This is a genomic window from Nocardia sp. NBC_01503 (assembly GCF_036327755.1).
GTDB lineage: Bacteria > Actinomycetota > Actinomycetes > Mycobacteriales > Mycobacteriaceae > Nocardia.
The window spans coordinates 7,061,395-7,075,510 of the sequence record NZ_CP109596.1; the positions used below are offsets into that span (position 1 = coordinate 7,061,395).

At 66.8% G+C, this 14,116-nt stretch carries 13 protein-coding genes and 1 pseudogene; 2 read left to right on the top strand and 12 right to left on the bottom strand.

The window, feature by feature from the left end; all coding sequences use genetic code 11:
- Positions 1-5: 5 nt before the first annotated feature.
- The 8 genes and pseudogenes from OHB26_RS32370 to OHB26_RS32405 form a co-directional block, all read right to left on the bottom strand.
- Complete coding sequence (locus OHB26_RS32370; RefSeq protein ID WP_330181050.1) at positions 6-1,454, bottom strand: carotenoid oxygenase family protein; 1,449 nt, start codon at positions 1,452-1,454, stop codon at positions 6-8.
- 167 nt (positions 1,455-1,621) lie between these two features.
- Positions 1,622-1,843: pseudogene (locus OHB26_RS32375) on the bottom strand (AarF/ABC1/UbiB kinase family protein); the annotation flags it as partial.
- 32 nt (positions 1,844-1,875) lie between these two features.
- On the bottom strand, positions 1,876-2,475 hold the full coding sequence (locus tag OHB26_RS32380; RefSeq protein WP_330181051.1) for a PucR family transcriptional regulator: 600 nt from the start codon (positions 2,473-2,475) through the stop codon (positions 1,876-1,878).
- Between the two features lie 65 nt (positions 2,476-2,540).
- A complete protein-coding gene (locus OHB26_RS32385) occupies positions 2,541-2,951 on the bottom strand; it encodes a hypothetical protein (RefSeq protein ID WP_330181052.1) in 411 nt (136 codons plus the stop codon).
- Between the two features lie 121 nt (positions 2,952-3,072).
- Positions 3,073-3,582 carry a flavin reductase family protein gene (locus tag OHB26_RS32390; protein WP_330181053.1) on the bottom strand — a complete coding sequence of 170 codons (510 nt, stop codon included), beginning with the start codon at positions 3,580-3,582 and terminating at the stop codon, positions 3,073-3,075.
- Between the two features lie 372 nt (positions 3,583-3,954).
- Positions 3,955-4,778, bottom strand: a protein-coding gene (locus OHB26_RS32395) for an IS5 family transposase (protein ID WP_330181054.1) whose coding sequence is annotated in 2 segments (ribosomal slippage) — positions 3,955-4,428 and positions 4,431-4,778 — 822 coding nt in all. Because the reading frame shifts where the segments join, the coding sequence is not laid out codon by codon here.
- 130 nt (positions 4,779-4,908) lie between these two features.
- Positions 4,909-6,165, bottom strand: coding sequence for a precorrin-6y C5,15-methyltransferase (decarboxylating) subunit CbiE (gene cbiE, locus OHB26_RS32400; RefSeq protein ID WP_330181055.1), 1,257 nt, complete (start codon positions 6,163-6,165; stop codon positions 4,909-4,911).
- Positions 6,162-6,923 carry an SDR family NAD(P)-dependent oxidoreductase gene (locus tag OHB26_RS32405; RefSeq protein ID WP_330181056.1) on the bottom strand — a complete coding sequence of 254 codons (762 nt, stop codon included), beginning with the start codon at positions 6,921-6,923 and terminating at the stop codon, positions 6,162-6,164. The genes cbiE and OHB26_RS32405 overlap by 4 nt, the downstream gene beginning before the upstream one ends.
- Positions 6,924-7,056: 133 nt before the next feature.
- On the opposite strand from OHB26_RS32405, the gene OHB26_RS32410 reads away from it, so the two are divergent.
- On the top strand, positions 7,057-7,482 hold the full coding sequence (locus OHB26_RS32410) for a PPOX class F420-dependent oxidoreductase (protein WP_330181057.1): 426 nt from the start codon (positions 7,057-7,059) through the stop codon (positions 7,480-7,482).
- A 72-nt stretch (positions 7,483-7,554) separates the two neighbouring features.
- Here OHB26_RS32410 and OHB26_RS32415 read toward each other — a convergent pair whose 3' ends face one another.
- Entirely contained in the window at positions 7,555-8,682 is a 1,128-nt protein-coding gene (locus tag OHB26_RS32415) for a M24 family metallopeptidase (protein ID WP_330181058.1), read from the bottom strand.
- Between the two features lie 387 nt (positions 8,683-9,069).
- Between OHB26_RS32415 and OHB26_RS32420 the strand changes: the two genes are divergently transcribed.
- Positions 9,070-10,038, top strand: coding sequence for a 5'-3' exonuclease (locus OHB26_RS32420; protein WP_330181059.1), 969 nt, complete (start codon positions 9,070-9,072; stop codon positions 10,036-10,038).
- Here the strand turns inward: OHB26_RS32420 and OHB26_RS32425 are convergent, their stop codons facing one another.
- The 3 genes from OHB26_RS32425 to OHB26_RS32435 all read right to left on the bottom strand — a co-directional run bounded on the left by OHB26_RS32425 (position 10,039) and on the right by OHB26_RS32435 (position 14,116).
- Complete coding sequence (locus tag OHB26_RS32425) at positions 10,039-10,431, bottom strand: hypothetical protein (protein ID WP_330181060.1); 393 nt, start codon at positions 10,429-10,431, stop codon at positions 10,039-10,041. It abuts the gene before it with no gap.
- Between the two features lie 157 nt (positions 10,432-10,588).
- On the bottom strand, positions 10,589-11,305 hold the full coding sequence (locus tag OHB26_RS32430; RefSeq protein WP_330181061.1) for a DUF4333 domain-containing protein: 717 nt from the start codon (positions 11,303-11,305) through the stop codon (positions 10,589-10,591).
- Positions 11,306-11,419: 114 nt separating this feature from the next.
- Positions 11,420-14,116 (bottom strand): DEAD/DEAH box helicase, encoded by a 2,697-nt coding sequence (locus tag OHB26_RS32435; protein WP_330181062.1) that lies wholly within the window; start codon positions 14,114-14,116, stop codon positions 11,420-11,422.

The window sequence follows — 14,116 nt, forward strand, 5'->3', positions numbered from 1 at the left end:
CGCCGCTATCGCATCGCCTGGCGATAGAGCGGACTGTCGATGCTGTAGTAGTTGCAATGGAATCCGCTCGGAATCGCGAATGGGATCAGCACCCGCGCCAGCGGTCCGGCGGCCAGATCGCCCGCGTCGAACACCACCAATTCGGTTTCGGCCGCGCCGGCGCGATGCATGAGCGTCAGGGCGTACCCGTCGAGCTCACCGGCACCGCCGACGCGCGGGGCGAAGATCAGTTCACCGGCCGCCGCTCCGGGTCCGAAGTGGTAGAGATCCTCGGCGCCGGTGCGCGTGTCGACCCGCAGTACCGCGTCCATACCGTCCGCGCGGCCGTCCACCGAACGCAGATTGCTATTGGCGAAGGCGTGGTCGGTGCGCCGGGTCATGAGCCGATCGTCCGGACGCGGGAACTGGATATCACGATCATTGATGATCTGCTCGCGCACCACATCGGTGGTCGCGGCCGGATCGATGGTCCAGCGGCGCAGGCTCTGCCTGGTCTCACAGTGAGATCGTTTGCGGCCGTGAGTATCCGGGAACAGCGCGGTGCCATCCGCCGCCGCCACATCGGCGATCAGGCGGCCGTCCTGCTCCCATACATTCGCCTCGTGCATCATCTGCCGTGGCGCGGCCTCGAACCAGCGCACCTGCGCAGCCGTTCCGCGGCGCGGCATTACGCCCAATTTCGTCGGCCGGTCCGGATCCCACGCGACCATCGGACCGCCCGCGATGGCCCGCCGAATACTCACATCCAATGGCGTCACCGGAAAGACCACATAGTTCTCGGTGACGAAGAAGGTGTGCATCATGCTCTGATGCGGTACCGGAATGGTCTCGGTCTTGATCGGCACGCCCTCGAAATCGAGGATGTCGTAACGAATTTCGGGCGCGGTGCCGCCCCGGCGGGCGACGGATCCGATATTGATCAGCTCACCGTTGGCGTGGTCGAGCTTGGGATGCGCGGAGAAGGTGGTGGTCACCACGCCGCCGTAATGCTCTTCGCCGATCGTCTCGAGGGTGCGCGGATCCAGTTCGACCGGCGGTGCGCCCTCCATCAGCGCCAGCAACTTACCGCCGTGGATGATGATATTGGTGTTGGCGGTGTTGTACCGGGTTCGCGCCGCCAGCGGGTCGGTGGTCGCAGGATTGCCATGCACCCCGAAAAGCCTTCTCCGATACTTGCTTTCGAGTAAGAACTTATCCGTGCGCACCCACCGATTGCGCATCGATACCCGGCCGTCCTCGAGGAAGAACGCGTACACCATGCCGTCCCCGTCGAACCAGTGATAGTCCTCGGCGGTCGGCGGATACAGGGGCTCGGCCCCATTGCGATAGAACACCCCGGCCAGATCCTCGGGCAGTTCGCCCGAGACGAACAGATCCGGAGCGTCCACCTCCATCCGATTGGGCCGGTGATGCCCGCTCAGGAAGGGACTGGGGCGAAAGTCCGTACCGGCCATACGATCTCCTCGTACTGCGCTCGCCGCGGCGCGATATCCCGAACCAATTTAGCTGGTCCACTAATTAATTAGTAGCAGTCGTCACCGACCCTGTCAATGCACCGGCCTGCGCGCCGGAGCCGTTCGACGGCCCGGTCAGCGCCGACATCAACCCCGGGTTTTCGTCATCACAGCCGGTTCCGGCCGAGTCGCCAGCTGTGGATCGCACGCCCGATTTCGGTGGCCGTGGGCTCGTCGTAGAGCCACTCGCGGGCGATGCGGTGCCAATTGTCGGTGGTGCGCAATTGGCCGAGGGCGGCGAAGGTGAACAGGTCCGTGCGACAGGAGAAGACGTGTTCGGGTGGGAGGAGTTGTTCACGCATACCGCGGAATTCGAGGGATCGGAGGTCACCAAATCGTCCGGCGCGATTCATGAAGCGCACTATCCGTCGTTGAAGGTCCGGGCGATCAATGCCGAATGCAGCTGCCACAGTCCGGAGTTCGCCGCCGGATCGAAGCCGGTGAGTTGGCGGACGCGTCTGATCCGGTAGTCGACGGTATTGGCGTGAATATGCATCAGATGCGCGGTGCGCTGCCGATTGAGATTGTTGCTGATATGGCATTGCAGGGTCTGCATCAGCTCGGGGTGGTCGTCGAGCGGATCCAGCAGCACCCCAAGGGTTTCCCGCCCCGGCCCCGGGCGGGTGAGCTGATGCTCCAGGGCCATATCGGTGAACCGGTAGAGACCGGGAACGCAGCTCAGTCGCTGCACCATATCGAGTAGTTCGTGCGCGCGGTCGGCGGCCGAGGGCACCTCATCCGGTGCGGTGACCACCAGCGTCGCGGTGACCCGAACATGCGCCGCGGCCGAGAGCCGGGCAACCATCGCATCGAGGTCGGTGTCCGCCAGCGTCGTGGTGGGAATCAGAATCGTGCCACCGTCCACACCCAACAGCGCGAGTACCGTTCCACCGCAAGTCGCACCGAGTTCGGCCTGCACCCGGCGCAGTTTGCGGCGCGCGACCACCTCACCGTCGAGCATCGGATGCAGTTCGTCCGGATGCCTCGGAATATCGAGTGCCAGCGCGGAGTACTCGGCGGCGATATCTATGGCGCATTGTGATGCTCGCTTACCACCGCTTTATGTTCGCGCACATAGGCATTGGCCACGGTGACACTGATGGCGTCCAGCATCTCCACCACCCGCTTCGCACCGACCATCAGATTGCCGTGGTCCCGCGCCGTCGAATTCTCCGAGATGAGGTCCATGCCGAATTTGAAGCCCCCGTGAATCGAGTGCAGGATCGTACCGATCGGCGCACCCTCGCGCGCCCATCCCGCCGCGGCCTCGGCCAATCGCTCGACCTTGGCCGGGGTGTCCTGACCGTCGAGCATGTCCACGGCCAATTCCAGGCAGACCCGCGTCACCGCGGTGACATCCCCGGAGACGACATCACCCGGCAAGGTGCCGTACGGAATCACCTTGTCTACGAAGTGACCGACCAGTTGCTGGGCCAACGTCCGAGCATCCTGCAGTGGCCCGGGCATCGGTTTCCCGGAGACACCCGGGCATCTCGAACACTCGCAATGACGACTTGTCGACACTGCCACTCACCTCTTGATACAGCCGGAATGCCGTCTACCCCGCAGGCTGGCCGGGATCGAGATCGGCGACGGCCGCGAAGCGAAGACTTGTCGTCGATGGCGCGGGTGCGCTGGCCGCCGTCGGGGCCAGGACGAATCCAACATGATCACCCAATTCGACCCGCTGCACGACCGCACCGGTGAACCACGCGGCGGCGCCACCGAGTATGGGCAGGCCGTGTGGACCCGTATGCCATTCGCAATGCTCAAATTTGTCCAGCTCCACACCGGTTTCGGCACCGAACAGCTGTGCCAGTGCCACGCTGTTCGCATCGAGCAGATGAACCGCGAGATGTCGGGTGCCCTCGGCGATCTCGAAAGTGTGGTTCGCGGTGGAGAGTCCAACCAGGAATCGGCGCGGCTCAATACTGACCTGCGCCGCGAAACCGACCAGACAACCCGCCCGCCGTCGTTCGGACCGGGCCGTCACGATCCACACCGGCGCATCGGCACCCGCCACCATCGCGTCGAAGGACCGAAGCACATCGTCGGCTACCCGGCTCACCCTGCCTCCCTATCGGTTGGACGAATCGATATCCGCTGGCCACCCCCACTGTAACGGCGCTCGCCACCTTGAATCGATCACGCCGTAAACCAAGAATCACCCCATGAATACGGGGGTCATACGATTAGGCAATTCGCAATTGCCGAGATTCTGCTTGTGCTGATATCTGTCCGTCTGCTGTATCCGAGGTGAACTCCCGCGTGAATACCGGTCGCAAGCTTGTCATCGCCGCTGTCGGCTCCGTTTCCGTCGCCACCGTCGTGGTGTGCGCGGGTACCGCCCCCGCCGCGCCCGCACCGGGCACCCTGCACCTGCTCGGCCAGACCGGTATGACGCCCGTACCTCACCACTCCCGCCGCCTTAGACCGTGTCTCATGTCGCGGGTTTCGCCTTCGCGAGTTTCTTGTAGCAGCTGAGCGCGGCAGCGAGTGTCAGGAAGGCGCAGAAGTGGCTGGCCTTGCGTTCGAACCGCAGGTTGAGGCGGTGATATCCGGTCAGCCAGGACATGGTTCGTTCGATGACCCAGCGGTGCCGGCCCAGGTGCTGACTGGATTCGATGCCCTTGCGGGCAATGCGGACAGCGATGCCTCGATCGCGGACCCACCGACGCAACTCGGCGATGTCGTAAGCCTTGTCCGCGTGCAACTTCGACGGTTTGCGCCGCCTCGGACCGCGGTGCGAGCGCACCGGCGGAATCGCCTTCACCAACGGCCGCAGAGCTTCGGCGTCGTTGGTGTTTGCCGCTGAAACACCAACGGCCAGAGGGATTCCGGCACGGTCGGAGAGCACATGGATCTTCGAGCCGGATTTGCCGCGATCGACCGGATTCGGTCCGGTCAGATCGCCCCCTTTTTCGCTCGTACCGATGCCGCGTCGATCACCGCTCGCGACCAGTCGACCAATCCTTGGCTGCCCAGCTCATCGAGCACGGCCCGGTGTAGACGGCGCCACAGGCCGGCCTTGGTCCACACCGTGAACCGCCGGTGCGCGGTCGGCACGGTGACTCCGAACGACGGCGGCAGCATCCGCCACGCACAGCCGCTGGTCAGCACGTACACCACGGCGGTGAACACTGCCCGTTGGTCGGTCGGCGCGGAGCCGCCGCCCTGCTTGCGCGGGGCGAACTTCGGCAGCAGCGGCTCGGCCAGCTCCCACAACTCGTCCGGCACCAACCGGCGCGATAACTCATCGACCACGGCCAGACATCATGCCGCGCAATCGAATCCGACACGCGGTAAAACGAATCACGACGACATGAGACACGGTCTTAGGACGGTGGGTCAGCGGCGGCTCGCGCGCGGTTCGGCGGAAAGGTGGCAATCGGGGCTACGGAGCCGGGTCGAGCGGCTTCGTGACGACCCACTGGGTGACCGGCAATTGCGGTCGCCACGCGGTGAAGCCGCCGAGGGGTTCGACCCGGTGGATCTGGAATCGACGCAGGTCGCCGCCGTATCGGGCGCGCAAGGTGGTCAGCAGGGCTTCGGATTCGGCTGTCACCGCGTTGGCGACCAGGCGACCGCCGGCGGGCAGATGTTGCCAGCAGGCGTCGAAGAGGCCGGGATGGGTCAAGCCACCGCCGATGAAGATCGCGCTCGGGAACGGCAGTCCGGCAAAGGATTCGGGTGCGGGCCCGTGTAATTCGATGCCCGGAACGCCCAGGGCCGTGGCATTTTCGGTGATTTGTTTGCGGCGCGTCTCGACTTTTTCGAAGGTGACCGCGCGGCAGGTCGAATGGGTGCGGCACCATTCGATGGCAATGGTTCCGGAGCCGCCGCCGACATCCCAGAGCAATTCGCCGGGAGCGGGGGCCAGAGCGGCGATCGTCAGGGTGCGAATTTCATATTTGGTGAGTTGTCCGTCGCCGGTATACACGGCATCCGGGAGACCGGGTACCCGGGTCAGGCGGGGGAATTCCGGAGACGCGACGCAGTCGACGGCGACAATGTTCAACGGATCACCCGGCGGCCGCTGCCAATTCGCGGCGGTGCCGGAGACGAGGTGTTCGCCCGGGCCGCCGAGTTGCTCCAGAACGGTCAGAGCGGATGCGCCGAATCCATTGCGCGACAGCAGTTCCGCGAGCTGCGCCGGGGTGCGCTCATCCGAGCTCAGCACGAGAATGCGGCGGCCTTCGGACAATTCGGGCAGGACCGTCTCCAGCGGGCGTCCGACGGCGCTCACGACGGGGGTCTCGGCCAGGCCCCAGCCGAGGCGGGCACAGGCCAGGGAGGCGGAGGAGGGTTGCGGCAGCACGCGCAGGGCCGCCGCGCCGACCAGGCGAGTCAGGGTCACACCGATACCGAAGAACATCGGATCGCCACTTGCCAGTACGCAAACCTTGTGGCCGACATACTGATTCAGCAGACCCGGCAGCGCGGGCACCAGCGGTGAGGGCCACGGCACCCGCGTGGCGGCGCTCTCGGTCGCCGGGATCAAAGCCAGCTGGCGGGGTGAACCCAGCAGCACCTCGGCGGCGGCGATGGCGCGGCGGGCCGGACCACCCAGTCCGTCCCAACCGTCCGCGCCCAGACCGGCGACCACGATCGGATCGGTCACCGGCCACGCCACCGCGGGTGTACCCGTCATCGCGGCATCCGCCGCCAGATCGATTGCGGCACATAGTGCATGGCAATGAACATGAGCTTGATGGTGCGCGGCACATTCACCACGCGCGAGCGCCGGTACAGGGCCGACACCACCGCATCGGCGACCTGATCGGGAGTGCTCGACAGCGGAGCCGGATCCATCCCCGCGGTCATGCGCCCGATGACGAAGCCCGAACGCACCAGCAACAGGTGAATTCCGGTGCCGTGCAACGCGTCCTGCAAACCATTGACGAAACCGTCCAGGCCCGCCTTGGCCGAACCGTAGACATAGTTGGACCTCCGCACCCGAACGCCCGCGATCGAGCTGAACGCCACGATCTGCCCACTTCCCTGGGCGCGCAACAGATTCGCCAGACCGGTGAGCACACTCACCTGCGCCACATAGTCGGTCTGCACCACCGCGACCGCATGCGCCGGATCCCGTTCCGCCCGCGCCTGATCACCCAGTACACCGAAGGCCAGTATCGTCACCCCGAGCGGACCGTGCTCACCGGTCACCTTCTCCAACAGCGGCTGATGGCTCGCGAAATCATCGGCATCGAACTCCACACAGTGCACCTGCGCCGCCCCCGCCGCACTCAATTCGGCTCGCTGCGGGCCGAGATCATCGGCGCGGCGCGCCGCCAGCACCACCACGCGCCCCGGCGCGAGTCGCCGCGCCACCTCGAGCCCGATCTCACTCCGTCCACCCAGCAGCAATACGACGCCCGCATCGGCGTCCCGCGAACCCAATCCCATGGCAAACAGTCTGCCATTCGCCCTGCCCAGCCCGGCGCGCCCAGGTGTCCGAACCGCTGCGCGCGATACCCGCCGCCGCGCCGCACGGCCCGCGGCGAATGCGATGTCCCGCCCGATTGCTAGCGTCGTCGGCATGCCCACCACCTCGACGCGCCCCGAGCTCTCCGCCGCCGCCACCGAATTCGTCACCGAGCGGCATCTCGCCACCCTCACCACCCTGCGCGCCGACGGCACCCCACACGTGGTCGCGGTGGGCTTCACCTGGGATCCCGAGGCCGGGATCGCGCGCATCATCACCAATGACGGCTCGGTGAAGGTCCGCAATGTGCGCCGCGGCGGCTATGCGGCGGTCAGTCAGGTCGACGGTCCGCGCTGGCTCACCCTGGAGGGGCCCGCGACCGTGCTCGACGATCCGGAGTCGGTCGCCGATGCCGTGCAGCGGTACGCGGGCCGCTACCGCCAGCCCCGTGCGAACCCGACCCGCGCGGTCATCGCCATCACCGTGCGGCGGGTGCTGTCCAGCAGCGTCTTCAAGCCGGGCGCTCCCGCCGAGCGCTGAACCGGCTCCCGACACTCGACGGGCTCCGGGAATCAACCCGGAGCCCGTCGAAATATCTTGACGTACAGCCCTTTACAGCTGCGTGAGCCCGTGCGGCCGCTTGTTCATCGACTCGCAGCCGTCCGCGGTCACCACCACGATGTCCTCGATGCGCGCACCCCACTCGCCGACGAAATAGATGCCGGGCTCGATGCTGAACGCCATCCCCTCCCCGAGCACCAGGTCATTGCCCGCGACGATGTAGGGCTCCTCGTGCACCGACAGACCGATGCCGTGCCCGGTGCGGTGTACGAAGTAGTCACCCAGCCCGGCCGCGACGAGCACCTCGCGCGCGGCGGCGTCGACGGACTGCGCGGTGACCCCCGGGCGCACCGCGGCGACCGATGCGGCCTGCGCGCGCTCGAGCACCGCGACCCGCTCGGCCACCTCCTCGGACGGCTCACCCATCACATAGGTGCGGGTCGAGTCGGAGAAGTAGCCGGGTTCCACCGGACCACCGATATCGATGACCACCACATCGCCGTCCTCGATCACCCGGTCCGAGTCGTGGTGATGCGGGTCCGCGCCGTGCGGGCCACTGCCCACGATCACGAACGCGGCGCTCGTATGGCCCTCGGCGATGATGGCGGCGGTGATATCGGCGGATACCTCGGCCTCGGTGCGCCCGACGCGCAGGAACTCACCCATGCGGGCGTGCACCCGGTCGATGGCCGCACCCGCGCGCCGCAGCGCGTCGATCTCGCTGGGGTCCTTGGACATTCGCAATTCGCGCAGCACCGGTGTGGCCGATACCGGCAGTGTGCCGAACCGTTCGGCAATGGGCAGCAGATGCAGCGCGGGCATGGCGTCATCGACCGCGGTGCGGGCGCCGGCATTGAGAATCGACTTCACCAGGGTGTACGGATCGACGCCGTCGACCCAATCCACCACCTGCAAACCCAGCTCCGCGACCGCGGACGCGCCGAGCGACGCGAGTTCCATCTTCGGGATCACCACCGACGGCGTCGCACCGGACGCCGGGACCACCAGGCAGGTCAGCCGCTCGAACGACTGCGCCCGGGAACCGATCAAATACTGCAGATCCGGTCCGGGGGTGATGAGCAGCGCGTCCAGATGGGCGGCCCGGGTCAACTCGGCCGCCCGCTCCAATCGCGCCCCGTAGACGTCCGCTGTGAACCGTGACTCGTCATGAGAGCTCATAGCCCTCGACGTTACCCGCCGCACCCCGCCACCCCGAACCGATCACCCCAACGTGTTCGCACGGCCTGCCCTGGAACACCGGATCACCAAGGAGCGGCATGGATTTCGGCACGCAGTGATCCGAGGCACCGCGCCCGCTGCCCACCTCGATCGCGCCGGCGCCGGGCACCTGCGGTCCATCCGATCCCGCGGCTCGCTTTCCAGGGCGGTGGCACCGTGCCCCCGGTCATAGCCGCCAGCGCGCGTGACGGTTGGCTGCGGGTGGTGAACCACAGCCGAATTGATTCGCGCGCCCGAACGCCGCGACCGCGGTTGGACAGTCGCTCCGGCGAGGCACGCCGTGGATGTCGCGGCACCATGTCACCCGGGCGCGGTAGCGTCTGGCGCATGAGCGAACCCGCCACCGGCCCCCTGCTGCTGCTCGACGGCGCCAGCCTCTGGTTCCGCGCCTTCTACGCGATTCCCGAGAAGATCACCACACCGGACGGCAGGCCGGTCAACGCGGTGCGCGGGTTCACCGATATGGTCGCGGCGCTCACCAAGCAGCACTCCCCGAGCCGTCTGGTGGTGTGCCTGGACCTGGATTGGCGGCCCAAGTTCCGGGTGGATCTGATCCCGTCGTACAAGGCGCACCGGGTTGCCGAGGAGCAGCCCGCCGATGCCATAAACGCTGTGGCGGAAGAGGTTCCCGATACGCTGACCCCGCAGGTGGACATGATCATGGAGGTCCTGGAGGCCGCGGGTATCGCCACGGCGGGCGCGGAAGGGCTCGAAGCCGACGATGTCATCGGCACCCTCGCCACTCGCGAACTCGACAGCGAGGTGATCGTGGTCAGCGGCGACCGCGACCTGCTGCAATTGGTACGCGACACTCCCACCCCGCCCGTGCGGGTGTTCTACGTCGGCCGTGGCCTGGCCAAGGCCGAACTCTGGGGCCCGGCCGAGGTATCCGCGAAATACGGTGTGCCACTGGAGAACGCGGGCCCCGCCTATGCCGATATGGCGGCCCTGCGCGGTGACGCCTCCGACGGTCTGCCCGGGGTGGCGGGCATCGGCGACAAATCCGCGGCCCAGCTCATCACCAAATTCGGATCCCTGGACGCATTGCGGGCCGCCGCCACCGATCCGGCCGCGGATCTGGCCAAGGGCGTACGCGCCAAACTCATTGCCGCGGAAGACTATTTGAAGGTCGCCGGTCCCGTGGTACGGGTCGTGCAAGATGCCACGGTCGAATTCTCGCGGCCCGACGCACTGCCGCGCGAACCCGAGGATTCGGACCGGCTCGCGGAGCTGGCCGTGGCCTACAACGCCGAGAGCCCGGTCAAGCGACTGCTCACCGCCATGGCCAAGCGCTGATCAGAGCGGCCAGGTCTCCGGCTGACCATTCAGGTCGGAGATCAGGGCCTGCCGGAATCGATTGCCCTCGATATCGCGGAGGGTGATGTGCGTCGGCGCGGTGCGCACCCCACCGGCGGCGCAATTGGGTAAACAGACCCGGCGTGATTGGGTGCCGTCGCCCTCGGCGGTATTCGGACCCCAACTGGTCCAGGTGATGTCCTTGACCCAGAGACCGCCGTCGCCACAGGCCAGCAGGATATTCGACGGGCGTTGCACGGCCTGGTCGGCGGTTCGGGTGCAGTCGTAGACGACCGGATCGGGTCCCGCGGCGTGCACCACGACCGCGGGGGCGAAGGCCGCGGCCACCGCGGCGGCGGCGGTGACGCTCCAACCAGCTTTTCGCACAGTCATATTCATCGGCACCCCCCAACTCCTATCTGCTTCAAGATCTTCGGGCCACTGTACTCCGGCAAACTCACGGCATCACCCCGGAGATGACGAAGCCCGGGACGAGTACTTGATCGCCCCGGGCTCGCACAATGTTTCAGAAGATCAACTTTTCAGCCGCTCAGCTGGGACGACCGACCTCGTAGGTGCCGTCATCCTTGGTGACCTTGATGGTGACCTTCTTGGCCTCACCGCCCACCTTCAGCGTGCAGTCGAAGGTCTTGTCCACCTCGACCTTCTGGCCGGACGGGCAGTTCACATCCTGGACATCCTCGATGCCGTAGGAATCCTTGAGCACCTTCTGCACACCGGTGGCCACGGCCTTGTTGTCCAGCTGGTCCTTGGCGGTCAGCACCACGACACCGGCGACGATCGCGCCCAGCACCACCACGACGGCGGCGACAATGCCGATGATCAGACCGGTCTTCTTTTTCGGCGTCTGCGGCTGCGGCCACTGCTGACCGCCGGGCTGCTGCTGATCCCAGCCGGGCTGACCCGGCTGACCCTGCTGCGGCCACTGCGGCTGACTCCCCGCCCACTGCTGACCGGGCTGCGGCTGCTGACCCCACTCCTGCCCGCCGGTGGCGGGCTGACCCTGCTGCGGCCACTGCGGCTGACTCTGCCCCCACTGCTGACCGGGCTGCGGCTGCTGCGGCTGACTCTGCGCCCACGGCTGCTGCTGGTCACCCCAATTCGCGGTCGGCTGCGCCGGCTGCTGGCCACCCCAGTTCGGTCCGGCGCTACCGGGCTGCGGCTGACCGCCGCCCCACTGCTGCGTCGGATCGTTGCGTCCCTCCCCAGTGCCTGGGGCGTCGTTCGGTCCGTACGGGCCGCTCATTTGCTTGCCTCCACTCGCAATCCGATGTACACACGCTAGCCCCCCGAGCGGGAACACGCTCGTGAGCCCACCGCGGTCGGTACGTCTCCAAGAATCAAAGCACAGACCGATTCGCTACGCGGCGTCCACCGCGACGACACCCCGCCGAATAGCCTTGACCGCCTTGGCCGCCGTGGCCGCGACCTCCACATCGTCGGCGGTGTTGTGGATCTGGTCCAGCATGTCGATGACCTGACGGCACCAGCGCACGAAATCGCCCGCCGAGAGCGGATTTCCGCGATCCCCACTGGCGAGCAGGGCGTCGGCGAGATCATCACCGCGCGCCCAGGAGTGCATACCGGTGACGAAACCCAGATCGGGTTCACGGGTGGGCGAGAGCCGATGTTTGGCCTCGTCCGCGCGCAGCTGCGACCACACCGCGATGGTCGAGTCCACCGCCCGGCGAATCGGCGCGGTCGGCCCCGAAGCACCGAGATATCCACCCTCCTGGCGTGATTCGAAGACCAGGATCGACACCACCGCGGCCAATTCGGCCGGTCCGAGGCCACGCCACAGACCCTGCCGCAAGCATTCGGCGACCACCAGATCGGCCTCGGCGTAGATGCGGGCCAGGCGACGACCATCGGCGGTGACCTCACCGTCCTGGACGTATCCGCGCTCGGCGAGCAGCGCCAGAATCCGGTCGAAGGTACGTGCGAGCGAATTCGTGGTGGCCGCCACTTGCTGGCGCATGGACTCGGCCTCGCGCGCGATGCGGTTGTAGCGTTCGCCTATGCGCGCCAACTGTTCCCGATCCGGGCGGGCATGCGCCGGATGGTTCCGCAGCGCGCGCCGCAGCGACTGCAATTCGTGATCGTCCGCGGCCCGGGACTTCTTACCGGTGCGTCCCCGACCGGGCACCACGATGCCGGTGCCGCGCAGCGCCGAGGCCAGATCGCGGCGCACCCGCGCGGTGCGATGATCCACATGCCGGGGCAGGCGCAGGTGGCCCAATGATTGCGCGGGGGTGGGGAAATCGGCCGCCGAGATCCGACCGGCCCATTTGTCCTCGGTGAGCACCAGCGGGCGCGGATCACCCGGTGTGGCATCGGGTTCCAGAACCACCGCCAGCCCCTGGCGACGCCCGGCGGGAATCGCCACCACATCACCGCGGCGCAGCGCGGCCAGCGCCGACACCGCGGCCGAGCGCCGATCGGTGCGGCCCTGACTCTCGATCTGGCGCTCGCGGGACCGAATACGTTCGCGCAATTGGATGTACTCGAGGAAATCGTCATCGCCGAGCTGTGAGCGCAGTTTGCGCATCTGCGATTCACTCTTGTCGATACCGCGCACCAACCCCACGACCGACCGGTCCGCCTGGAACTGTGCGAAGGACCGCTCCAGCAGGGTCCGCGAATTCTCCGCGCCCATCCGATCCACCAGATTGATGGACATGTTGTACCCGGGCCGGAACGAACTCTTGAGCGGATAGGTACGCGTGGAGGCCAATCCGGCCACCGCGCTGGTGTCCACATCCGGATGCCACATGACCACCGCATGGCCCTCGACATCGATGCCGCGCCGCCCCGCACGCCCGGTGAGCTGGGTGTACTCCCCCGGCGTCAACTCCGCGTGCGTCTCGCCATTGAACTTCACCAGCCGTTCGAGCACCACGGTGCGCGCGGGCATATTGATACCCAGAGCCAGTGTCTCCGTGGCGAATACGGCCCGCACCAGACCGCGCACGAACAGCTCTTCGACGGTGTGCCGGAAGGCGGGCAGCATACCCGCGTGATGCGCCGCGAAGCCACGATGCAGCCCCTCGCGCCACTCCCAGTAACCGAGCACCTCGAGATCGCCACGCGGCAGATCACCGGTGTGCTTCTCGATGATCGCGTCGACCTCCGCGCGATCCTCCGCACGCGCCAGATCGAGCCGCGAGCGCACGCACTGGGCAAGCGCCCCATCGCATCCCGCGCGGCTGAAGATGAAGGTGATGGCCGGGAGCAAACCCTCGTCATCGAGTTTGGCGATCACCTCGGGCCGCGGCACCGGCCGGAAGAATCGGCGCGGCCCACCGCGCCCGCGCCCGCCGGGCATACCGAAATTGTCCATCCGGTCGGCGGCTTCGCGCTGTTTGATGAAGCGCACCAGATCCTCGTCGACCAGCACCTTCTGATCACTGGACTTGGTGTCGAAGAGGTCGAACATGCGCCGCCCGACCATGACGTGCTGCCACAGCGGCACCGGCCGGGTCTCGTCCACGATGACGGCGGTATCGCCGCGCACGGTCTCCATCCACGCGCCGAACTCCTCGGCGTTGCTGACCGTGGCGGACAGACACGCCAACCGCACCTCGGGCGACAGGTGCAGGATGACCTCTTCCCACACCGCACCGCGGAACCGGTCGGCCAGGTAGTGCACCTCGTCCATCACCACATACGAGAGTCCTTGCAGCGCATCGGAGCTCGCGTACAACATATTGCGCAGCACCTCGGTGGTCATGACCACGACGGGTGCGTGCGGATTGATGGACTGGTCACCGGTGAGCAGACCCACCGATTCCCGGCCGTAGCGCGCGGTGAGGTCGGCGAACTTCTGATTCGACAGCGCCTTGATGGGTGTCGTGTAGAAGCATTTGCCGCCCGAGGCCAGGGCCAGATGGACCGCGAACTCGCCGACCACCGTCTTACCCGCACCGGTGGGCGCGCAGACGAGCACACTGTGCCCGCCCTGCAACGCCTCACACGACGTGCGCTGGAAGGGGTCCAGCTCGAATTTCAGCTCTTCGGCGAATGCCGCCAGTTCGCCAGTAAGCGACCTTGATGTCAC

Bases quoted from the DNA above. Each gene is read 5' to 3' on its own strand.
- OHB26_RS32370 (WP_330181050.1), bottom strand. From the start codon at position 1,454: ATGGCCGGTACGGACTTTCGCCCCAGTCCCTTCCTGAGCGGGCATCAC.
- OHB26_RS32380 (WP_330181051.1), bottom strand. From the start codon at position 2,475: ATGCTCGACGGTGAGGTGGTCGCGCGCCGCAAACTGCGCCGGGTGCAG.
- cbiE (WP_330181055.1), bottom strand. From the start codon at position 6,165: ATGACGGGTACACCCGCGGTGGCGTGGCCGGTGACCGATCCGATCGTG.
- OHB26_RS32405 (WP_330181056.1), bottom strand. From the start codon at position 6,923: ATGGGATTGGGTTCGCGGGACGCCGATGCGGGCGTCGTATTGCTGCTG.
- OHB26_RS32410 (WP_330181057.1), top strand. From the start codon at position 7,057: ATGCCCACCACCTCGACGCGCCCCGAGCTCTCCGCCGCCGCCACCGAA.
- OHB26_RS32415 (WP_330181058.1), bottom strand. From the start codon at position 8,682: ATGAGCTCTCATGACGAGTCACGGTTCACAGCGGACGTCTACGGGGCG.
- OHB26_RS32420 (WP_330181059.1), top strand. From the start codon at position 9,070: ATGAGCGAACCCGCCACCGGCCCCCTGCTGCTGCTCGACGGCGCCAGC.
- OHB26_RS32425 (WP_330181060.1), bottom strand. From the start codon at position 10,431: ATGACTGTGCGAAAAGCTGGTTGGAGCGTCACCGCCGCCGCCGCGGTG.
- OHB26_RS32430 (WP_330181061.1), bottom strand. From the start codon at position 11,305: ATGAGCGGCCCGTACGGACCGAACGACGCCCCAGGCACTGGGGAGGGA.